This is a genomic window from Streptomyces gottesmaniae (assembly GCF_031845845.1).
Classification (GTDB): Bacteria; Actinomycetota; Actinomycetes; order Streptomycetales; family Streptomycetaceae; genus Streptomyces; species Streptomyces akebiae.
The window spans coordinates 33,394-53,565 of the sequence record NZ_JAVRFJ010000035.1; the positions used below are offsets into that span (position 1 = coordinate 33,394).

At 70.7% G+C, this 20,172-nt stretch carries 18 protein-coding genes and 1 pseudogene; 11 read left to right on the plus strand and 8 right to left on the minus strand.

What is annotated here, in order from left to right; genetic code table 11:
* Positions 1-92: 92 nt before the first annotated feature.
* The 6 genes and pseudogenes from RM704_RS32395 (at position 93) to RM704_RS32420 (ending at position 4,596) form a co-directional block, all read left to right on the plus strand.
* A pseudogene (locus RM704_RS32395) lies at positions 93-739 on the plus strand (IclR family transcriptional regulator).
* A gap of 205 nt (positions 740-944) precedes the next feature.
* Positions 945-2,015 carry a PhoH family protein gene (locus RM704_RS32400; protein WP_033530059.1) on the plus strand — a complete coding sequence of 357 codons (1,071 nt, stop codon included), beginning with the start codon at positions 945-947 and terminating at the stop codon, positions 2,013-2,015.
* 14 nt (positions 2,016-2,029) lie between these two features.
* Positions 2,030-2,527, plus strand: coding sequence for an rRNA maturation RNase YbeY (gene ybeY / locus RM704_RS32405; RefSeq protein WP_033530060.1), 498 nt, complete (start codon positions 2,030-2,032; stop codon positions 2,525-2,527).
* Entirely contained in the window at positions 2,524-3,831 is a 1,308-nt protein-coding gene (locus RM704_RS32410) for a hemolysin family protein (RefSeq protein WP_033530061.1), read from the plus strand. The genes ybeY and RM704_RS32410 overlap by 4 nt, the downstream gene beginning before the upstream one ends.
* Positions 3,828-4,187 (plus strand): MmcQ/YjbR family DNA-binding protein, encoded by a 360-nt coding sequence (locus tag RM704_RS32415; RefSeq protein ID WP_033530062.1) that lies wholly within the window; start codon positions 3,828-3,830, stop codon positions 4,185-4,187. The genes RM704_RS32410 and RM704_RS32415 overlap by 4 nt, the downstream gene beginning before the upstream one ends.
* A gap of 49 nt (positions 4,188-4,236) precedes the next feature.
* Entirely contained in the window at positions 4,237-4,596 is a 360-nt protein-coding gene (locus RM704_RS32420) for a cytidine deaminase-like protein (RefSeq protein ID WP_033530063.1), read from the plus strand.
* A gap of 25 nt (positions 4,597-4,621) precedes the next feature.
* Here the strand turns inward: RM704_RS32420 and RM704_RS32425 are convergent, their stop codons facing one another.
* The gene (locus RM704_RS32425; RefSeq protein ID WP_033530064.1) at positions 4,622-6,196 is read right to left on the minus strand and encodes a hypothetical protein; all 1,575 of its coding nucleotides are present in this window, start codon (positions 6,194-6,196) and stop codon (positions 4,622-4,624) included.
* 427 nt (positions 6,197-6,623) lie between these two features.
* Here RM704_RS32425 and RM704_RS32430 point away from each other — a divergent pair, with 427 nt between their 5' ends.
* Positions 6,624-7,100 carry a hypothetical protein gene (locus RM704_RS32430; RefSeq protein ID WP_033530065.1) on the plus strand — a complete coding sequence of 159 codons (477 nt, stop codon included), beginning with the start codon at positions 6,624-6,626 and terminating at the stop codon, positions 7,098-7,100.
* Between the two features lie 73 nt (positions 7,101-7,173).
* Here RM704_RS32430 and RM704_RS32435 read toward each other — a convergent pair whose 3' ends face one another.
* Complete coding sequence (locus tag RM704_RS32435; RefSeq protein ID WP_033530066.1) at positions 7,174-7,512, minus strand: P-II family nitrogen regulator; 339 nt, start codon at positions 7,510-7,512, stop codon at positions 7,174-7,176.
* 3 nt (positions 7,513-7,515) lie between these two features.
* Positions 7,516-8,847: an ammonium transporter gene (locus tag RM704_RS32440; RefSeq protein WP_033530123.1), complete on the minus strand. Its 1,332-nt coding sequence runs from the start codon at positions 8,845-8,847 to the stop codon at positions 7,516-7,518.
* A 154-nt stretch (positions 8,848-9,001) separates the two neighbouring features.
* On the opposite strand from RM704_RS32440, the gene era reads away from it, so the two are divergent.
* Positions 9,002-9,964, plus strand: a complete 963-nt coding sequence (era, locus tag RM704_RS32445; RefSeq protein ID WP_107072386.1) for a GTPase Era — start codon at positions 9,002-9,004, stop codon at positions 9,962-9,964.
* Positions 9,965-10,040: 76 nt separating this feature from the next.
* Positions 10,041-10,766, plus strand: coding sequence for a bleomycin resistance protein (locus tag RM704_RS32450; protein WP_033530068.1), 726 nt, complete (start codon positions 10,041-10,043; stop codon positions 10,764-10,766).
* 69 nt (positions 10,767-10,835) lie between these two features.
* Here RM704_RS32450 and RM704_RS32455 read toward each other — a convergent pair whose 3' ends face one another.
* The 5 genes from RM704_RS32455 to RM704_RS32475 all read right to left on the minus strand — a co-directional run bounded on the left by RM704_RS32455 (position 10,836) and on the right by RM704_RS32475 (position 17,053).
* Positions 10,836-12,776 carry a protein-arginine deiminase domain-containing protein gene (locus RM704_RS32455; protein WP_033530069.1) on the minus strand — a complete coding sequence of 647 codons (1,941 nt, stop codon included), beginning with the start codon at positions 12,774-12,776 and terminating at the stop codon, positions 10,836-10,838.
* Between the two features lie 212 nt (positions 12,777-12,988).
* Entirely contained in the window at positions 12,989-14,242 is a 1,254-nt protein-coding gene (locus tag RM704_RS32460) for an MFS transporter (RefSeq protein ID WP_033530070.1), read from the minus strand.
* Complete coding sequence (locus RM704_RS32465) at positions 14,239-15,573, minus strand: GH1 family beta-glucosidase (RefSeq protein ID WP_033530071.1); 1,335 nt, start codon at positions 15,571-15,573, stop codon at positions 14,239-14,241. The genes RM704_RS32460 and RM704_RS32465 overlap by 4 nt, the downstream gene beginning before the upstream one ends.
* Positions 15,574-15,661: 88 nt before the next feature.
* Positions 15,662-15,928, minus strand: coding sequence for a protealysin inhibitor emfourin (locus tag RM704_RS32470; protein WP_033530072.1), 267 nt, complete (start codon positions 15,926-15,928; stop codon positions 15,662-15,664).
* Positions 15,929-15,982: 54 nt separating this feature from the next.
* Positions 15,983-17,053: a M4 family metallopeptidase gene (locus RM704_RS32475; RefSeq protein ID WP_033530073.1), complete on the minus strand. Its 1,071-nt coding sequence runs from the start codon at positions 17,051-17,053 to the stop codon at positions 15,983-15,985.
* A gap of 387 nt (positions 17,054-17,440) precedes the next feature.
* On the opposite strand from RM704_RS32475, the gene leuA reads away from it, so the two are divergent.
* Both leuA and RM704_RS32485 read left to right on the plus strand, forming a co-directional pair.
* The gene (gene leuA / locus RM704_RS32480) at positions 17,441-19,162 is read left to right on the plus strand and encodes a 2-isopropylmalate synthase (protein WP_033530074.1); all 1,722 of its coding nucleotides are present in this window, start codon (positions 17,441-17,443) and stop codon (positions 19,160-19,162) included.
* A 219-nt stretch (positions 19,163-19,381) separates the two neighbouring features.
* Positions 19,382-20,113 (plus strand): tellurite resistance TerB family protein, encoded by a 732-nt coding sequence (locus tag RM704_RS32485; RefSeq protein WP_033530075.1) that lies wholly within the window; start codon positions 19,382-19,384, stop codon positions 20,111-20,113.
* Positions 20,114-20,172: the final 59 nt, after the last annotated feature.

Sequence of the window (20,172 nt, forward strand, 5' to 3'; positions counted from 1 at the left end):
TGAGACATCGAGGTCGTCTACGTATAGAGATGGAGGTTAGATAGGTGAACACGCCTGGTCAATGGCGCCGCGTCGTCTCCCGCGATCGGCGCATGTCGGAAACAGACGGCGGCGTCCGAGAGGTGAAGTCGGCGGCGCGCACGGTCGACCTGCTGGAACGGCCGGCCGCGCGCGGCGACCGGCCCGCCCGCCTCCAGGAGCCGGCGGACGAGCTCCGGGTCCCGCGCAGCTCCGGTTCCCTCTACGGCATCGGCATCCGCGCCCTGCTCACCGGCACGGCTACCTGGACTCCGACCCCCGCGTACGCGCCGTACGGCCCTGTCTCGACGAGGCGTCCGAGGCGCTCGGCGAGACGATCCACCTCGCCCGTCTCGACGGCATGGACGTCGCGTACCTGGCGACCCGCGAGTCCCACGAGTACCTGCGGACCGTCAGCCGCGTGGGCCGCCGCCTCCCCGCCCACACCCGCACCACCTGCGCCTCCCTCGCCGAGGGCCTCGCCGCCGTCCGCGTCCGCGGCTACGCCGTCGACCGCGAGGAGGGCGTCCCCGGCATCGTCGGCTTCGGCTTCGCCCTGCGCACCGACACCCCCGCCGCGGACGCCATCAGCTGCTCGGTCCCGGTCGCCCGCCTCACCCCCGAGCAGGAGGAACGGATCGTGACGGTGATGAGAGAAATCCGAACCAAGATCGAGGTGACGACCCCGGGAGCGGCCGGGGGTGCGCCGGCCTGGCGCTGAAGGGCCAGGGGCGCAGCCCCGGCCCTTCAGGGGCGCGGGGAACTGCGCGAGAAGCCCCACCGGGCCGCAGACCGCGACGTACCCGCGGCCCCGAGCTCCCCCCGGTAAAAGCCCTACGGCACTGTCACCGCCGCGTCGTACCCTGGGAAAGGGCAACACGAGCCCCACGGTCAAGAGGAGGACCCGCGGCCTACAGAGCCGGCCCATGACTCAGACACGCACAGCACACACCCCCGCGCAGGGCAAGGCGAGAGCGCAGTTCACCGTCCCCGCGGCGCACCCCATGGTGACCGTGCTGGGTTCCGGCGACTCCCTCCTGCGCGTGATCGAGAAGGCCTTCCCGGCGGTCGACATCCATGTCCGGGGCAATGAGATCAGCGCGGTCGGCGACGCCCCCGAAGTCGCTCTCGTCCAGCGCCTGTTCGACGAGATGATGCTGGTGCTCCGCACCGGACAGCCGATGACGGAGGACGCAGTGGAACGCTCGATCGCCATGCTGAGAGCGAGCGAGAACGGGCAGAGCGAAGGCCAGGAGACCCCGGCCGAGGTGCTCACACAGAACATCCTGTCCTCGCGTGGCCGCACGATCCGCCCCAAGACGCTCAACCAGAAGCGGTACGTCGACGCCATCGACAAGCACACGATCGTCTTCGGCATCGGCCCGGCCGGCACCGGCAAGACGTATCTCGCCATGGCCAAGGCCGTCCAGGCCCTGCAGTCCAAGCAGGTCAACCGCATCATCCTGACCCGCCCGGCGGTCGAGGCCGGCGAACGCCTCGGCTTCCTCCCCGGCACCCTCTACGAGAAGATCGACCCCTACCTGCGTCCGCTGTACGACGCGCTGCACGACATGCTCGACCCCGACTCGATCCCCAGGCTGATGGCCGCCGGGACCATCGAGGTCGCGCCGCTGGCGTACATGCGTGGCCGCACGCTCAACGACGCCTTCATCATCCTCGACGAGGCCCAGAACACCTCGCCCGAGCAGATGAAGATGTTCCTCACCCGCCTCGGCTTCGACTCGAAGATCGTGATCACGGGTGACGTGACGCAGGTCGACCTGCCCAACGGCACGAAGTCCGGTCTGCGCCAGGTGCAGGACATCCTGGAGGGCCTGGACGACGTGCACTTCTCCCGGCTGTCGTCCCAGGATGTCGTCCGGCACAAGCTCGTCGGCCGTATCGTCGACGCGTACGAGAAGTACGACACCACGCACGGCACGGAGAACGGCACGCACAAGGGCGGCCGGGGCAAGGCCGGGCACAAGGGGAAGTAGACAAGCACAGCACCATGTCGATCGACGTCAACAACGAGTCCGGAACCGAGGTCGACGAGCAGGCGATCCTCGACATCGCCCGCTACGCGCTGACGCGGATGCGCATCCACCCCCTCTCCGAACTGTCGGTGATCGTGGTGGACGCCGACGCCATGGAGCAGCTGCACATCCAGTGGATGGACCTGCCAGGACCGACGGATGTCATGTCCTTCCCGATGGACGAGCTGCGGCCGCCGTCGAAGGACGACGACGAGCCGCCGCAGGGCCTGCTCGGCGACATCGTGCTGTGCCCGGAGGTCGCCGAGAAGCAGGGCAAGGAAGCGGACACGCAGCACTCCATGGACGAGGAGCTCCAGCTCCTCACCGTCCACGGGGTGCTGCACCTGCTCGGTTACGACCACGAGGAGCCGGACGAGAAGGCCGAGATGTTCGGCCTGCAGGCCGCCATCGTGGACGGCTGGCGCGCGGAGAAGGGCTTCACCGGCCCCTCCCCGGCGCCGACCGTGTCATGAGCGCGTCTCTCATCGGTGGTGCCGTCGCCCTGGTCGTCGTCGCCTGGCTCGCCGCCTGCGCGGAGGCGGGCCTCGCGCGCGTCTCCAGCTTCCGCGCCGAGGAGGCCGTACGGGCCGGGCGGCGCGGCAGCGCGGGGCTCGCCCAGATCTCGGCGGACCCGACCCGCTATCTGAACGTCGCGCTGCTGGTGCGCGTGGCCTGCGAGATGGCCGCCGCCGCACTCGTGACCTACGCCTGCCTGAAGGAGTTCGACGCGACCTGGGAGGCCCTGGTCGTCGCCATCGGGGTGATGGTCCTCGTCAGCTACGTGGCCGTCGGCGTCTCCCCGCGCACCATCGGCCGCCAGCACCCCCTGAACACGGCCACGGCGGCGGCGTACGTCCTGCTGCCGCTGGCGCGGATCATGGGCCCGATCCCGAACCTCCTGATCCTCATCGGCAACGCGCTGACGCCCGGCAAGGGTTTCCGCCGGGGCCCGTTCGCGTCCGAGGCCGAGCTGCGCGCCATGGTGGACCTCGCCGAGAAGGAGTCGCTGATCGAGGCCGAGGAGCGCCGCATGGTGCACTCGGTCTTCGAGCTGGGCGACACCCTCGTCCGCGAGGTGATGGTCCCGCGCACCGACCTGGTCGCCATCGAGCGCTACAAGACCATCCGGCAGGCCCTCACCCTCGCCCTGCGCTCCGGTTTCTCACGCATACCGGTCACGGGGGAGAACGAGGACGACATCGTCGGGATCGTGTATCTGAAGGACCTCGCCCGCAAGACGCACATCAGCCGGGACGCCGAGAGCGAACTGGTGTCCACCGCCATGCGGCCGGCCGTCTTCGTCCCCGACACCAAGAACGCCGGTGACCTGCTGCGCGAGATGCAGCAGGAGCGCAACCACGTCGCCGTCGTCATCGACGAGTACGGCGGCACCGCCGGCATCGTCACCATCGAGGACATCCTGGAGGAGATCGTCGGCGAGATCACCGACGAGTACGACCGTGAGCTGCCGCCGGTGGAGGAGCTGGGCGACGACCGCTACCGCGTCACCGCCCGCCTCGACATCACCGACCTCGGCGAGCTGTACGGGCTCGACGCCTACGACGACGAGGACGTGGAGACCGTGGGCGGCCTCCTCGCCAAGGCCCTGGGGCGCGTCCCCATCGCCGGTGCCTCCTCCGTCGTCGCCCTGCCGGACGAGCGCGAACTGCGGCTCACGGCGGAGGCCGCCGCCGGCCGCCGGAACAAGATCGTCACGGTGCTGGTGGAGCCGATCGGTCCCGCCGGGCCGCCGGAGGAGGAGACGAAGTCCGAGTGACGCCACAGGAGTTGCGTGCCTTCTGCCTCTCCTTCGAGGAGGCCGTCGAGGACTTCCCCTTCCGCCCCGAGATCTCCGTCTTCAAGGTCCTCGGCAAGATGTTCGCCCTGAGCTGGACGGACCAGCGGCCCCTGAAGGTCAACCTCAAGTGCGACCCCGAGGACGCGGTCCGGCTCCGCGCCGAACACCCCGGCCTCGTCACTCCCGGCTACCACATGAACAAGCGCCACTGGAACACCGTCGCCCTCGACGCGGGGCTCCCGGACCGCCTGGTCGAGGAGTTGATCGAGGACTCGTACGACCTGGTGGTGGCGGGTCTGCCCCGCGCGGAGCGCCTGCGTCTGGACCGGGCGTGACCGCACCCCTGGGCGGTGCGGGCCGACCGGGTCTCCGTATGCTCGGCTCATGACCGACAGCAGCGCGCTCGACCTCGACCCCGAGGACCGGAAGATCGTCACCCTGGCCCGTTCCGCGCGGGCCCGCAACGGGGTGCCCGAGGGGGCGGCCGTCCGTGACGAGACGGGCCGGACGTATGTCGCCGGGACCGTGGCCCTCGACTCCCTGCGGCTCAGCGCGCTGCGCACGGCCGTCGCCATGGCGGTGGCCTCCGGCGCGAAGTCCCTGGAGGCGGCGGCCGTGGTGACTGCCGAGGAGACCGTCTCCGACGAGGACCGGGCCGCCGTGCGGGACCTCGGCGGGCCCGGGACCCCGGTACTGCTGGCGGGGCCGGACGGGTCGGTGCGCGCCACGGTGACGGCGGGCTGAACGCCGCGCCCGCCGGGACGTCCCGCTAGTTCTTCTGCAGGGTGCGGGTCACTCCCGCGATGACGGCCGTCGTGAGGATCCAGCCGAGGGCGATCAGGGCGTAGGCCAGCCACTGGAGGGTGCCGTCCGTCCAGTACCAGGCAGTGCGCTGGCCCAGGCCGCCGATGGGGACCAGCAGGTCGAGGGTGTAGACGAGCGGCTGAAAGGGCGCGCTCTCGCCGCGTTTCACCGGGGTGGGCGTGCTGGTGTCGAACGCCGTCGTCCCCAGCAGGACCAGCGCGAGCAGCCAGACGCCGGCCAGCCAGGGGCGGTAGCCGTAGCCGACGGTCGCGTCGAGGAGGTGGCCCCAGACGCGGGCAACCGGCGAGAGCGTGCTTCGCCGGTGCCGTTGTTTGGCCAGCAGCACCCGGCGGGCGTCGTCGTCGTGCCCGACCTTGCGGTACCAGGCCGCGAGTTGCTCGTACGGCTGCGGGCTGTAGCCCGGGCTGCGGCGTATCCACTCCACGCGGCGCTTCACGGCCGCCGGACCGCCCACCGTCTCCCGTCGCTCGCCGTCCGTCTCCGCGGTCTTGATCGAGCCGTAGACGAAGCCGTCCAGCTCCACGACCTCAGGCCAGCTGTGCGCGCTCTCGTGGAGGTACGACACCTGGGCGCCCCGCAGATCCACCGCGCCCGTCGGCCGCCGGGCCAGGGCGAAGTCGAAGTCGGCGGCCTGCACGAGCATGGCCACCAGGGCCGGGCCGGTGCCCGCGCCGTCGCTGGGCGGCCCGTTCAGGACGGCGCCCTCGAAGGTCAGGTTGTCCGTGATCTGGGCGCCCCGCAGGCGGATGGTGCCGTGGGAGACGAATCCGTCGGAGCAGTCGACCGTCTGGGCGACGGCGTTGTCCAGGGCGAGGGTCACCCCGTGCGGGCCGGGCCGTTCCAGGCGGGCCCCCTGGAAGAACAGTCCGCCGGGCAACTGGGCGCCCAGCAGCCGGATCTCGCCGTCCGCGACGAAGCCGCGCCGGCAGAAGAGGCCTCCCTCGACGATCAGGCCACCGGCGGCCATCGCCCATCCGCCGGGCGCGATCAGCCGGGCCTTGTTCAGCATGATGCCGCCCGCCACATGGGCGTTGACCAGCGACAGGGCGGTGCTCGCGCGGTGGAAGGGGGAGGAGGGCGGCCCCGCCTCCACCTGGGTGCTGTGCAGGTCGAGCCGTCCGCCGATCCGGCTCGCCCCGGCCTCCAGCCGGGGCACCCGGCTGCCCATGATCGCGACCGTCCGGGTCTCGGCCCCGTACAGGTTCACCTCCTGCTCGAACCAGCAGCCCTCCAGCCAGAGGGGATGCTCGATCCGGGCACCGGCCAGGTCGACATGGCCGGAGATCCGCGCGCCGGCGAGAGAGAGCGAGCCGACCGCGCCGGGCCGCTGGGCGGCGTTGGCCCCCAGCAGCAGCGCCACGATCACCGCCGCCCGTACCGTGCGCTCGGGTCCCCAGCCCGCGCCGCCGGCGACCCGGTCCTCCTCGGGCACGCCGGTCCTGAGGTCGACCCGCCGTCCTTCCGGAAACGCGTCCCACAGCTCACGTTCCGGCCCCGTCAACTCCTCGTAGGTGAGCACCCGTACAGGGTAGTGATCTTCGGGTCCCGGGGGGATCGGCGGGCGCTCGCGGCATAGTGTTACGGCCGGTAACAGCCCGCCGAGCTGCGTGAAAATCTTGCGCGGGCGAGTGGACACCCGGCCCGCGCTACCGGTGAAACCGTGCGGCGCGGGACAGATCGGTGCCCGCCGCCACCTCGGCGCAGAGCCGACCGGCAGCGTCGGCGAACGGGTTCGGCCACTTTCGCCGACCCTTGCCGCAACCACCAGAGCATGTCTTGCAATCTCGGCCCGCGCACGTCTCAATGGAGCCGTTCTCCTGGCGGACCGTCACATTCCGCCGCGCGGCCGCGCATTGCACGCCCCCACATGGCAACGCCCGTACCGGGACGTACGGGGCTTCCCCAGGCCCCGTGCACCTCCCGTACCAGGGAAGGGAATTCGCACGATGAGACGCATACGACTCGGAGTCGGCTCGGCGCTCGCGGCAGGGACGCTGGCCGTCACCGGACTCGCGTTCGCGCCGACCGCCCTCGCGGTCACTCCCGAGACCGCGACCATCAACGCCAGCTGCACCATCGGCGGCGCCGGCGCGGCCACGCTTACGGCCACGCAGAGCGGTACGACCGCCACGGTCACCCTCACCTCTGAGGAGATCACCGCACCGATCGCCCTCGCCGAGGACTCCATCCAGTCCACGCTCACCTTCGTCAAGGCGGGCGGCGGCACGACGGCTTTCACCGGCACCGAGAACCCGGCCCTGGCCGCCGGTGACGGCATGGTGGTGGGCCCGCTCACCGGCACCGTCGCCCCCGGCGACAGCCTGGAGGCGTACGGCGGCTCCCTACAGATGGTGGTCTTCGGCATCACCGTGACCTGCACGGCGAGCGGACCGCAGTCGCCGGGTCCGTTCGTCTTCGACTGATCCCCGCCGCACCCGAGTGAACGCGTGAGGGGTGGTACCGCAACCGGCGGTACCACCCCTCACCCCGCGAGTCTCACAGCGCGTCGGGACCCCGCTCGCCCGTCCGCACACGTACGACCGTCTCCACCGGCAGGGCCCACACCTTGCCGTCGCCGATCTTGCCGGTCTGGGCGGCCTTCACGATCGTCTCGATCACGGCGTCCGAGTCGGCGTCCTCGACGACGATCTCGATCCGCACCTTGGGGACGAGGTCGACCTGGTACTCGGCACCCCGGTACACCTCGGTGTGGCCGCGCTGCCGGCCGTAACCGCTGGCCTCGCTGACGGTCAGACCGTCCACACCCATCTCCTGGAGTGCGGTCTTGACCGCGTCGAGGCGGTACGGCTTGACGATCGCGGTGATGAGCTTCATGCCTTAAGCCTTGGCCTTCTGCGTGGGGGACGTGGACGGAACGGACGCGCTGACCGGGGCTCCGTGGCCCAGGACGCCGTGATCGTATGCCGTCTCGGCGTGCACCGTAAGGTCGAGTCCGGTGTGCTCGTGCTCCTCGTCGGCGCGGAAGCCCAGCACCTTGTCGATCAGCTTCCCGATGCCGTACGTCACGAGGAACGCGTACGCCCCGACCGCGACCACCGCCACCACTTGCTTGCCGAGCTGGGCGAGACCGCCGCCGTACAGCAGCCCCTCGGCGCCGCCGGTCATCGACCGGGCGGCGAAGACACCGATCAGGACCGTGCCGATGACACCGCCGACCAGGTGGACACCGACCACGTCGAGCGAGTCGTCGTAGTTCAGCCTGAACTTCCAGCCCACGGCGTAGGAGCAGACGACACCGGCGGCCAGGCCGATGACCAGCGCGCCGAGCAGCGAGACGGAGCCGCAGGACGGGGTGATGGCGACCAGACCCGCGACCGCGCCGGAGGCCGCGCCCAGCGTCGTCGGGTGGCCGTCGCGCTTCTGCTCGACGAACAGCCAGCCGAGCAGACCGGTGCAGCCGGCGGCGAGGGTGTTGAGGAACGCGGCGGCGGCCAGGCCGTTGGCGCCGAGCGCGGAGCCGGCGTTGAAGCCGAACCAGCCGAACCAGAGCAGACCCGCGCCCAGCATGACCATCGGCAGGTTGTGCGGGCGCATCGCGTCCTTCTTGAAGCCCAGGCGGGGGCCGAGGACCAGGCAGAGGGCCAGTCCGGAGGCGCCCGAGGTCACCTCCACCGGCAGACCACCCGCGAAGTCCAGGGCACCCAGGTCGTCGAGGATCCAGCCGCCCGGCCCCCACACCCAGTGGGCGACCGGAACGTATACGAGCAGCGCCCACACCGGCACGAAGACCAGCCACGCCCCGAACTTCGCGCGGTCGGCGATCGCACCACTGATCAGCGCGGCCGTGATGATCGCGAAGGTCAGCTGGAAGGTGGCGAACAGGACGGTGGGGACGGTGCCGTGGACGCTCGCGGGACCGATCCCGCTCATCCCGAGGTGGTCGAGGCCGCCGATGAGCCCGCCGAAGGCGTCGTCGCCGAACGCGAGCGAGTATCCGGCGGCCAGCCACACCACGGTGACCAGCGCGATCGAGACGAAGCTCATCATCAGCATGTTGAGGACGCTCTTCGTGCGGACCATGCCGCCGTAGAAGAGGGCGAGGCCCGGGGTCATCAGCAGGACCAGGGCGGTGGCGGCGAGCAGCCAGGCGGTGTCGCCGGTGTCGACGGCCGGTGCGGCGAGAGGCGCGGCCAGGGGCACGGTGGGCACGGTGGACTCCAACGGGTGCGGGGGCTCGTCAGAGGGTGATCGGCGTGCGTTTCCGGACGCGTACAGGTGTGTTTCCGTGACGTTTCGTTGCGTGAGGGTTTCGGAAAGCTCACGGTCCGTGCTGGGTGCGGCGGGGGTCCGGGGATCAGGGAGAATGGGCGCCATGAGCGTCCGTACCCAGTCATCCGAGCAGCCGGCCGAGGCCGCCCACCGTGCCGGCTTCGCCTGCTTCGTGGGCCGCCCCAACGCGGGCAAGTCCACCCTCACGAACGCTCTGGTCGGCCAGAAGGTGGCGATCACGGCGAACCAGCCGCAGACCACGCGGCACACGGTCCGGGGCATCGTGCACCGGCCGGACGCGCAGCTGATCCTGGTCGACACCCCGGGGCTGCACAAACCGCGCACGCTGTTGGGCGAGCGTCTCAACGACGTGGTCCGCACGACGTGGGCCGAGGTGGACGTCATCGGCTTCTGCCTGCCCGCGAACGAGAAGCTCGGTCCGGGTGACCGCTTCATCGCGAAGGAACTGGCGTCCATCAAGAAGACGCCGAAGATCGCGATCGTCACCAAGACCGACCTGGTGGACAGCAAGACGCTCGCCGAGCAGCTGATCGCCATCGACCAGCTGGGCAAGGAGCTCGGCTTCGAGTGGGCGGAGATCGTGCCTGTCTCGGCGGTCGCCGACCAGCAGGTGGGCCTGCTGGCCGACCTTCTCGTCCCTCTCCTCCCGGAGGGCCCGGCCCTCTACCCCGAGGGCGATCTGACCGACGAGCCCGAGCAGGTCATGATCGCCGAGCTGATCCGCGAGGCGGCCCTGGAGGGCGTGCGCGACGAGCTGCCGCACTCCATCGCGGTCGTCGTCGAGGAGATGCTCCCCCGTGAGGACCGTCCCGCCGACCGGCCCCTCCTCGACATCCACGCCTTCGTCTACATCGAGCGCCCCAGCCAGAAGGGCATCATCATCGGCCCCAAGGGCAAGCGCCTGAAGGAGGTCGGCATCAAGTCGCGGAAGCAGATCGAGGCGCTGCTGGGCACGCCGGTCTTCCTCGACCTCCATGTGAAGGTGGCGAAGGACTGGCAGCGTGATCCGCGACAGCTGCGGAAGCTGGGGTTCTGAGGGCGGCGGGGTTCTGTGCGGAGGGTGGCCGTTTAAACGGTCGCGCCATCTGGTCAAGTTTGACTAGCTTCGGGGTATGAGCGAGAAGACGATTCCGATCCTTCCGTGTCAGACCCTCCCCCCGCTCCTCGACTTCTATACGGCCCTCGGCTTCGAGGTCACCTTCCACCAGCGCAGCCCCAACCCGTACGCCGTCGTGGAACGAGGCGGCATCGAACTGCAGTTCTTCGGGCTGAAGGGGTACGACCCGGCCGCCTCGGTCAGCACCTGCTACGTGCTCACGGACGACGTCGACGGCCTGTACGCCGCGTTCCGGGCCGGGCTCAAGCGGGCGTACGGGCGGGTGCCGACGCGGGGGCTGCCACGCATCGGGCCGCTGAAGGACATGTCGTACGGCGTGCGGCAGTTCCTGATGAGCGATCCCGGCGGCAACTGCGTGCGGGTGGGGCAGCCGACGAGCGAGGATCAGCGCCACCGTCCCGCCCCCCGGGAGACCTACGCGCGGGCCCTGCACCACGCCTCCCTGCTGGCGGATTCCCGGGACGATCCGGCGGCCGCGGCGAAGGTCGTCGACCGGGTGCTCCGGCCGGGGGAGGGCGAACCGGGCCCCACGGCGTCACAGCTGGTGCGGCTGCTCGTGCTGCGTGCCGATGTCGCCGTGCGGACGGGCGACGAGGAGACGGCGGCGGACGCGATCCGGCGCGCCGAGGCGGTGCCGCTCACCGACGAGGAGCGGGAAGAGGTCCGGGACAGCCTCGTACGGCTGGAGGATCTGCGGGGCCGGGGCCCGGGGAGGGCGTGAGAAAAGCCGCCGCCCCGGTTCTCCGGGGCGGCGGCCGTCAGGTCGTGCGGGGTCCGGCGGTGGCCGGTGTCAGCTCGTCCACCAGGCCGCGGAGGTGCTCCGCAGGGTGTTCGTGCCGCAGTGGATCTCGCCCATGCCGAGGTGGTACGTCTCCCAGTCGTCCAGGTACGACACCTTCATGCCGGCACCCGTGTAGGCGGCCGTCACCGCCTCGGTGAAGATGTCCTTTCCGCCGATGACCGGGCCCCACTGGCGCGGCGCCAGGTAGTGCGTGCGGCTGAGGACGATGCCGTTGACCGCGCCGGGGACGTACGCGCTGGTCATCACCGGGGGCGCGGGCGCCGCGGGGGAGGCGGCGCCGAAGCCCTCGCGGCCCTTGGAACCCTCGTCCGCCGTGGTCTCGTCGAGCCGGCGCTGCTGGCCGTAGTCCCGTGCCACGTCCGGGAGTTCGGAGCCGGCGCCGAGACGGGTCAGACGGGGGAGGCGGGTCTTGTCGTCGCCGCCCGACTGCGTCTCGCCGACCATCTCCGTGCCCTGGGTGTAGAGGGCCGGGACCCGGACGACCTCGGCGTCCGTGACGCCCGTCTCGCGCTGGAGCACCGCGAGGTTGGCCTCGATCCGGCGGGTGGCGAGGTTGTTGTCGGAGACCAGGGTCTTGGAGGCGAGCGCCTTGGCGATGGTCTCCGTGGGGCCGAGCTTCAGGGAGAACATCTTCGTCGAGCCGTGACCGGCGGCCTTCGCGTCGCGCAGCAGCTTGAGCCCCGCCTCGGGGTCGGCGACCGCGATCTTCCAGCCGCGCGGGGTGTCCGCGGGCAGGAACTGCACGAACTCGTCGACATGGCCCACGTGCAGCCAGGACGTGTCGAGGAACAGCGGGTCCTGCATGCCCTGGGACTTCAGGAACGTCCGCATCACCTTCGCGGGCTTGGAGCCGACGTCAGGGCGCTGCCCCATGATGATCCGGCCGGCCGGGAAGGAGCGGTCGCCGTGGGCGTACGGCGGAATGGTCTCCAGGTTGCCCATGGAGTTGAGCGTCCACTCCTCCGACTCCTTGGCGCCCGTCACCTGCACGGCACCGGTGTTCGGGCCGCGCATCTTCTCGAACAGCTCCCGGCCGGAGTCCCGGTCCATCTGGGCGGAGCGCAGCATCACGCGCATGGCCTGCCGCTTGCCGTTCGCGCCGGTCATGCTGACGTACGCGGGCTCGACGAAGTCCTGCGCCCAGATGTCCCCGTACTTGGTGAAGTTCACCGTCGGCTGGGTGATGCCGGCGTCCTTGGCCGCCTTGTCCAGACCCTTGCGGAAGGCGGCGTTGAGCTTGCCGTAGTTGCCGCCGGAGATCTTGGTGACCAGCAACTGCTGGGCGTTCTGCAGGTGGTGGTGGGTGAGGAGCGGGGCCACGCGCAGGGTGACGGAGTCGGCGGTGGTGCCCTTGGAGGACTTCACGGTCAGCCGGACCCGGGCCGTCCCGTCCCACTTCGCGGTGTCCCGGATGACGTCGCGGGCCTCGACGCCGAACTCGACGCCCGCCTTCAACTCGGCGCGTGACAGGCGGGTCTTGCTGGTGACGGGCTCCCACTTCTTGCCCCGCTTGACGAACACGCGGCTCTGCGCGGCGCCCGCCGTGACCTTCACGGTGCCCTGCGCCCCGGCGGGGACGCTCGCCATCGGCACGGAGCGGACGCGGGCCAGGTCGGCGGCGTCGGCCGTGCCGTTCACCTTGGTGTCGGAGGCGTCGTTGCAGGCGGCCAGCTTGGCGTCCGAGAGCGGCTTGCCCTTGGGGCCGGTGGCCGGGCAACGACGGGTGTCGTCGTCGATGTTGGGCAGCATCAGGGCGCCACGGGCGACGGTCCAGCCGTTCTCACCGGAGGTGTCGGTCGTGCCGGTGACGTCGACCTTGCCGTCGCGGTTGGTGTCCACGCGCAGATCGGTCGGGGGCGCCCCGGCCGCGAACGCCGAGGGCACCGCCAGCGAGGGCGTCGCGAGAAGCGTGCCGGACACCACCAGCACGGCTATCGCCTGCCGTGCGGGGCGGGTTCGGGATGGTCTGGTTGAACGCGTAGGCACAGTGCGTCCCTTCGGGGGCGAGCGTGGTCAGCATGGAAGACGGGTGCGAGCGTGGATTCGTTGTCTGTGGGTCCGCTGTGAAACGCGTGATCTGCCGCACGTCGGAGCGGGGCCGACGCCGGGGGGGGGCAGCGCCGGGGGACCGGCCCCCGGGCCTACTCCACGCCTCGTATCCGCCCCACGAACACCGCCCCCGCCAGTCCGATCACCGCCGCCACCAGGTACAGCACCCGGTAGCCGCCGAGATGCGTCACGATCGGCGCCGCCAGCGCCGGAGCGGCCACCTGGGGCAGGGAGTTGGCCACGTTGATGACGCCCAGGTCCTTGCCCCGGTCGAGGGCCTTCGGCAGGACATCGGTCATGAGGGCGAAGTCGACGGAGGTGAACACCCCGAAGCCGAGGCCGAGCAGGGCCGAGGCGACGATCGTGCCGGGCCAGGTCGGCCAGAGGGCGATGACGCCGGTCGCGCCGGCCATCACCATCCCCGACCAGTACACGAACGGCTTGCGCCGTCCCACCCGGTCCGACCACACCCCGGAGACCACCACCGTCGCCAGCAGCGTCGACGCGTTCACCACCGTGAGGATCAGCACGCCCTCCTCCGGATCGGGATACCCGACGCGGTCCCGCAGGTAGAACAGCAGGTAGAGAAGGCCGATGCTGTTGCTCAGATTGATCAGGAAACGCGTGAGCCACGCCCACGCGAAGTCCGGATGGCGCCGCGGGCTCAACCAGAAGCCCGCCAGGAACCGCCGCCACGACCACGGAGGGCGGGCCACCACCGGCAACGGCGGATCCCGGTGTGCCAGCACGTACGGCAACACGCCCACCAGGGTGAACACCGCGCACGCCGCGTACCCCGCGCCGACACCCCCGCCCAGCGTCGCCAGCCCGGTGCCGCCGACCACGCCCAGGATCTGTGCCGCCCCCAACCAGCCGCCCACGGAGCCCCGTTGCAGTCGGGGCACCTGATCGGGGACGGCCGCGGTGACCGCCGCCCAGGACGCGTTCAGGGTGAGCTGCACCAAACACCAGCCGGCCACCATGGTCCACAGCCCGCCCGCGCCCGCGAGCAGCAACAGCGACAGCGCCCCGCCCGCCGACCCCGCCACGATCCACGGCGTACGACGGCCCCGGCGGGACGTCGTCCGGTCCGACAGCGCCCCGAACAGCGGCGTGGCCAGCAGCGAGACGACCGCCCCGGCGCCGGTCACCCACGCCAGCATCGTCTCCTTCGACATCCCCGCGCCGGGCGCGAAGTCCTCCGCCTGGGAGGCCAGCAGGATCTGCAGCGGGCCGTACCAGCCCACCCAGATCGCCCCGTTGGCCAGCGCCAGGGCTGAGGTCCAGCCCCCGCCGACCCGCGCCACGGGCTCGGCGAGGGCGTCCGTCGGCCGCGCCGTCGTCATCCTCGGCTCTGGGCCCGCAGCAGGTCCCGGTACCAGGCGTACGACGCCTTCGGGGTCCGCTCCAGCGTCTCGAAGTCCACGTGGACCAGGCCGAACCGCCGTGCGTACCCCTCGGCCCACTCGAAGTTGTCGAGCAGGGACCACACGAAGTAGCCGCGGATGTCGACACCCGCCTCCGCCGCCTCGTGCAGCGCGCGGACATGGCCGTCCAGGTAGGCGATGCGCTCCTGGTCGTCGACGCCCTCGTAGGAGCAGCCGTTCTCGGTGATGACGACCGGGGGCAGCCGGTCGCCGTAGCGCTCGCGGAACGTGGTGAGGAGTTCGGTGAGGCCCGCGGGGACGACCGGCCAGCCGAAGTCGGTCGTGGGCACCCCCTCGATCTCCTTGACCGTGAAGGGCAGTTCGGCCGGGATCGTGATGCCGCCGAACTCGATGTCCGCGCCCTCGGGGGCGCCTACACGGGTGGGGGCGTAGTAGTTGACGCCGTACCAGTCGATCGGCTCGGAGATGGTCTTCAGGTCGGAGTCGATGTCGGTGCCCGGCATCAACTCGCCTATTCCCTCCGGGTATTCGCCCAGCAGAACCGGCTCCGCGAACAGGCGGTTGAGGAGCAGGTCGTAGAAGCCGGCCGCCTCCACGTCCGCCTGCTCCTGCGACGCGGCCCAGGTGGGCCCGTGCGAGTTGGCGATGCCGATGTCGGTGACTCCCGCCGCGCGCAGGGCACGTACGGCCAGACCGTGGCCCAGCAGCTGGTGGTGCGCGGCCGGGAGCGCGTCGAACATCAGCTGCTTGCCGGGCGCGTGGGTCCCGAGCGCGTGGCCCAGCAGCGTGTGCTCGGCGGGCTCGTTGAGGGTGATCCACTTGCTGACGCGGTCGCCGAGCCGGGCCGCCACGACGGTGACGTACTCGGCGAACCGCTCGGCCGTGTCCCGGTTCAGCCAGCCGCCGGTCTCGGCCAGCGACGACGGCAGGTCCCAGTGGAACAGGGTCGGGACGGGGCGTACGCCGGCGCCCACCAGCTCGTCCACCAGTCGGTCGTAGAAGTCCAGGCCGTTCGGGGTGTTCACCCGGGGCCAGGAGATCGAGAAGCGGTACGCGTCCACGCCCAGCTCGCGCAGGAGGGCCACGTCCTCCGGGTAGCGGTGGAAGTGGTCGCAGGCCACCGCCGCCGTCGAGCCGTCCTTGATCCGGCCCGGCTCGGCCGTGAAGGCGTCCCACACGGACGGCTCACGCTCGCCCGCGGCCCCCTCGATCTGATGCGCGGAGGTCGAGACGCCCCACAGGAAGCCTGCCGGGAACTGGGGGATCGGGTTGGTCGCGTTCGTCGCCATGGGCGGATCATCCGTACCACGGGTAACGGAAGTCAACGCCCAAGGGTGAAGTGCCCGTTACGCGCCCCCAGCGCCCCTGCGGGGCTGCTCACGCCCCCTCCTTGAGCACCCTTCTGATCAGCTCCCGCTGCGCCTCGGACAGCCGGGGGTCCGCGCAGTGCACGGTCCTGCCGTCCACCGTGATCTCGTACGAGAAGCCGTCCGGCACCCCGAGCGGGGGTGAGCCCCGGCCGGCGGCGAGGGCCCGCTCGGTCAGGGTGTGCCAGTCCTGGGCATCGGGCCGCCCGGCGGTGTCCACCACCGCGTGCCGCTCGATGCCCGCGAAACCGCCCGTGCGCCGCACTTCAATCCGCATGGGTCCTGTCTAGTACGGATCGGTGCCGGAGCGCAGCACCGCCGCCGTCCGCCCCTACAGCGTCCGTACGCCCACCTGCTCCCAGGCCTTCAGCACCGCCGTCAGTTCGTCACCCTGCCCGTAGCGGTCCTTCGCGGCCTTGACCGTCAGCGTGGCGAAGTCGACGAAGAGGGCCTGCTTGTCCAGTTCGCCGCCGGTGAGGACGTCGTACCAGATCTGCCCGGCCCGCTCCCAGGCGTAGCCGCCGAGCGCGGTGGCCACGAGGTAGAACGCGTGGTTGGGGATACCGGAGTTGATGTGCACGCCGCCGTTGTCGCGGCCCGTGCGGACGAAGTCGTCCATGGTCGCCGGCTGCGGGTCCTTGCCGAGGACGTCGTCGTCGTACGCCGTGCCCGGGGCCTTCATCGAGCGGAGCGCGACCCCCGTGACGCGGGGCGCCAGCAGACCGGCGCCGATCAGCCAGTCCGCCTCCGCGGCGGTCTGGCCGAGCGTGTACTGCTTGATGAGGGCGCCGAAGACGTCCGACATCGACTCGTTGAGCGCGCCCGGCTGACCGAAGTACGTGAGGTTCGCCGTGTACTGGGTGACGCCGTGGCTGAGTTCGTGGCCGATGACGTCGATCGGGATGGTGAAGTCGAGGAAGATCTCGCCGTCCCCGTCGCCGAACACCATCTGTTCGCCGTTCCAGAAGGCGTTGTTGTAGTCGCGCTCGTAGTGCACGGTGGCGTTCAGCGGCAGCCCGGCGCCGTCGATCGAGTCGCGTGCGAAGGACTTCCAGAACAGTTCGTAGGTGGCGCCCAGGCCCGCGTACGCGCGGTTGACCGTGGCGTCCTTGCCGGGCTCGTCGCCCTCGCCGCGCACTTTCCTGCCGGGCAGGTCCGTGCCGTGGCGGGCGTCGTGGATCGTGCGGTGCGGTGTGCCCGCCTCGGCGCCGACGGGCGCGGTGACGGCCGGGGCGCCGATGACCGTGGTCAGACGGCGGTGGGTGCGTTCGAGCGCGTCGCGTTCGAGGGTGCGGCGTGCGGCGTCGGCGAGCGTCGGGTCGTCGGCCTGGGAGAGCTTGTCGAGCACGTGTGGCGGGACGACCGTGCAGAAGATGGGCTCGTGGCCCCCGTGGGTGGTCATGTCCGCACGATCGCACTCCGTTAGGGGTGTGTCACTAGAGGCAACCATGATTGGTGAAATGTCGCCGTATGGGTTGCGTTTCGTCAGCGCGGTGTTACTCAGGGTCGAGTGCGGCGGGGGCGCTGTCGACGGCGGCACTGATCACCATGGGGCCTCCGATGTGGCCTCGCGCACCTTTTGTCCGAATAGGTTCCCTGGTCCCGCATACTGATACGACCCAGCACGGCAGAAACGGCTCGGCTAAGCTGCTCCGCATCATGCGTTTCGGGCTGCTTCTCCTTAGCTGCCGCGGCGAGGGCCTGTAGTAGAGGCCGACCCCCTCCCCGCGGTGCTTTGGCGTTGCGTCGTCGGCCGTCCTTTCCGGACCATCGAGGAGCCCACGCGATCATGGCGAACCGCCAGCAGCCCACGTCCATGCCGATCCACAAGTACGGGCAGTACGAGCAGGTCGACATCCCCGACCGCACGTGGCCGAACAACCGGATCACCGTCGCCCCCCGCTGGCTCTCCACCGACCTGCGCGACGGCAACCAGTCCCTGATCGACCCGATGTCGCCCGAGCGCAAGCGCCGGATGTTCGACCAGCTGGTCAAGATGGGCTACAAGGAGATCGAGGTCGGCTTCCCCGCGTCGGGCCAGACGGACTTCGACTTCGTACGGTCCATCATCGAGGAGCCGGGCGTCATCCCGGACGACGTCACCATCTCCGTACTGACCCAGGCCCGTGAGGACCTGATCGAGCGGACCGTGGAGTCCCTGAAGGGCGCCAAGCGGGCGACGGTCCACCTGTACAACGCCACCGCGCCCGTCTTCCGCCGCGTCGTCTTCCGCGGCTCCAAGGACGACATCAAGCAGATCGCCGTGGACGGTACGCGGCTGGTGATGGAGTACGCGGAGAAGCTGCTGGGCCCCGAGACGGAGTTCGGCTACCAGTACAGCCCCGAGATCTTCACCGACACCGAGCTGGACTTCGCGCTGGAGGTCTGCGAGGCGGTCATGGACGTCTGGCAGCCCGGTCCGGGCCGCGAGATCATCCTCAACCTGCCCGCCACGGTGGAGCGTTCGACCCCGTCCACGCACGCGGACCGCTTCGAGTGGATGGGCCGCAACATCTCCCGCCGCGAGCACGTCTGCATCTCGATCCACCCGCACAACGACCGCGGTACGGCCGTCGCCGCCGCCGAACTGGCGCTGATGGCCGGCGCCGACCGCGTCGAGGGCTGCCTGTTCGGGCAGGGCGAGCGCACCGGCAACGTCGACCTGGTCACCCTGGGCATGAACCTGTTCTCGCAGGGCGTCGACCCGCAGATCGACTTCTCCGACATCGACGAGATCCGTCGAGTGTGGGAGTACTGCAACCAGATGGAGGTCCACCCGCGCCACCCGTACGTGGGAGACCTGGTCTACACGTCCTTCTCCGGCTCCCACCAGGACGCCATCAAGAAGGGCTTCGACGCCATGGAGGCGTCCGCGAAGGAGCAGGGCAGGACGGTCGACGACATCGAGTGGGCCGTCCCGTACCTGCCGATCGACCCCAAGGACGTCGGCCGGTCCTACGAGGCCGTCATCCGGGTCAACTCGCAGTCCGGCAAGGGCGGTATCGCGTACGTCCTGAAGAACGACCACAAGCTGGACCTGCCGCGCCGGATGCAGATCGAGTTCTCGAAGCTGATCCAGGCGAAGACGGACGCCGAGGGCGGCGAGGTCACCGGCTCCGACATCTGGGCGGTCTTCCAGGACGAGTACCTGCCGAACCCCGACAACCCGTGGGGCCGGATCCAGGTCCGCAACAACCAGTCGACCACCGACAAGGACGGCGTGGACACGCTGACCGTGGAGGCCGAGGTCGACGGCGCGGAGACCACCCTGGTCGGTACCGGCAACGGCCCGATCTCGGCGTTCTTCCACGCGCTGCAGGGCATCGGGATCGACGCCCGGCTGCTCGACTACCAGGAGCACACGATGAGCGAGGGCGCCTCCGCGCAGGCCGCCTCGTACATCGAGGTCGCCATCGAGGACAAGGTCCTGTGGGGCATCGGGATCGACGCGAACACGACGCGTGCCTCGCTGAAGGCGGTCGTCTCCGCCGTCAACCGCGCGGCCCGCTGACCAGCCCGACCGGCGGTTTGAAGGTCCCGTTCGCCGAATTCCGGCGGACGGGGCCCGTCGTTTACCGGCCAAACCCTGTGCAGGTCGCGGGTAGGGCTCGTCCGGAGTACTGACTGCGCCTCACGGATGTGGCTAACATCACGCAAGCGCGGCAATGTTGCCGAGGTGGCACTTCCCGCGCCCAAGGGGCCGTGTGTGGGGGAGTTACGGAGGTGCGACGTGCTGCCAGGAAGGGACCCGATCGGCCGTGCCGCCGCGCTCGCCGGCGACGCGCGGACCAGCCGCGCCACCGGCTTCTCGCGTGTGCTGGGCACCCGGATCTCGTGGACGGGCGTCGGTGACGGCGAGTTCTTCTGCCCCGGCTGCGGAGGCGACCGCAACTACCAGCGCCTCACCGGGCGCCGCCGCTTCACCCTCCTCGGCGTCCCCGTGCTGCCCCGCGGCGAGACCGGTCCCGTGGTGGAGTGCGCGGCCTGTCGCCACCACTACGCCGTCGACGTCCTCGACCACCCGACCACCACCCGCTTCTCCGCGATGCTCCGCGACGCCGTCCACACGGTCGCCCTCGCCGTCCTCGCGGCCGGCGGCACCTGCTCCCGCACGTCGTTGACCGTCGCCGCGAGCGCCGTCCGCTCCGCCGGGTTCGACGACTGCACCGAGGACCAACTCGGCGCCCTGGTCGAGGCTCTCGCCGCCGACACGGGCCGCGTCTACGGCGAACCCTGCGGCCCCGGTCTCGCCATAGAGCTCCACGAGGCCCTGGACCCGCTGGCACCGCACCTCGCCCCGACCGGCCGCGAGGCGATCCTGCTGCAGGGCGCGCGGATCGCCCTGGCGGACGGGCCGTACACCCCGGCGGAACGGGACGCGCTGGCCACGGTGGGAGCGGCGCTCACCATCTGCGCGGACGACGTGACCCGACTGCTCGCGGCGGCCCGGACCCCGTCCTAGCCCGGCCGTTCGTACCCGTTCAGGCCTGTGCTTCGAGCGCCGTCGTGTGCGCGTGTAGG

What these genes read in the sequence shown, in the direction of transcription:
- leuA (WP_033530074.1), top strand. Translation starts at nt 17,441, where the DNA reads ATGGCGAACCGCCAGCAGCCCACGTCCATGCCGATCCACAAGTACGGG.
- RM704_RS32450 (WP_033530068.1), top strand. Translation starts at nt 10,041, where the DNA reads ATGAGCGAGAAGACGATTCCGATCCTTCCGTGTCAGACCCTCCCCCCG.
- RM704_RS32435 (WP_033530066.1), bottom strand. Translation starts at nt 7,512, where the DNA reads ATGAAGCTCATCACCGCGATCGTCAAGCCGTACCGCCTCGACGCGGTC.
- RM704_RS32465 (WP_033530071.1), bottom strand. Translation starts at nt 15,573, where the DNA reads ATGGCGACGAACGCGACCAACCCGATCCCCCAGTTCCCGGCAGGCTTC.
- RM704_RS32460 (WP_033530070.1), bottom strand. Translation starts at nt 14,242, where the DNA reads ATGACGACGGCGCGGCCGACGGACGCCCTCGCCGAGCCCGTGGCGCGG.
- RM704_RS32420 (WP_033530063.1), top strand. Translation starts at nt 4,237, where the DNA reads ATGACCGACAGCAGCGCGCTCGACCTCGACCCCGAGGACCGGAAGATC.
- RM704_RS32475 (WP_033530073.1), bottom strand. Translation starts at nt 17,053, where the DNA reads ATGACCACCCACGGGGGCCACGAGCCCATCTTCTGCACGGTCGTCCCG.
- RM704_RS32400 (WP_033530059.1), top strand. Translation starts at nt 945, where the DNA reads ATGACTCAGACACGCACAGCACACACCCCCGCGCAGGGCAAGGCGAGA.
- ybeY (WP_033530060.1), top strand. Translation starts at nt 2,030, where the DNA reads ATGTCGATCGACGTCAACAACGAGTCCGGAACCGAGGTCGACGAGCAG.
- RM704_RS32410 (WP_033530061.1), top strand. Translation starts at nt 2,524, where the DNA reads ATGAGCGCGTCTCTCATCGGTGGTGCCGTCGCCCTGGTCGTCGTCGCC.
- RM704_RS32470 (WP_033530072.1), bottom strand. Translation starts at nt 15,928, where the DNA reads ATGCGGATTGAAGTGCGGCGCACGGGCGGTTTCGCGGGCATCGAGCGG.
- era (WP_107072386.1), top strand. Translation starts at nt 9,002, where the DNA reads ATGGGCGCCATGAGCGTCCGTACCCAGTCATCCGAGCAGCCGGCCGAG.
- RM704_RS32430 (WP_033530065.1), top strand. Translation starts at nt 6,624, where the DNA reads ATGAGACGCATACGACTCGGAGTCGGCTCGGCGCTCGCGGCAGGGACG.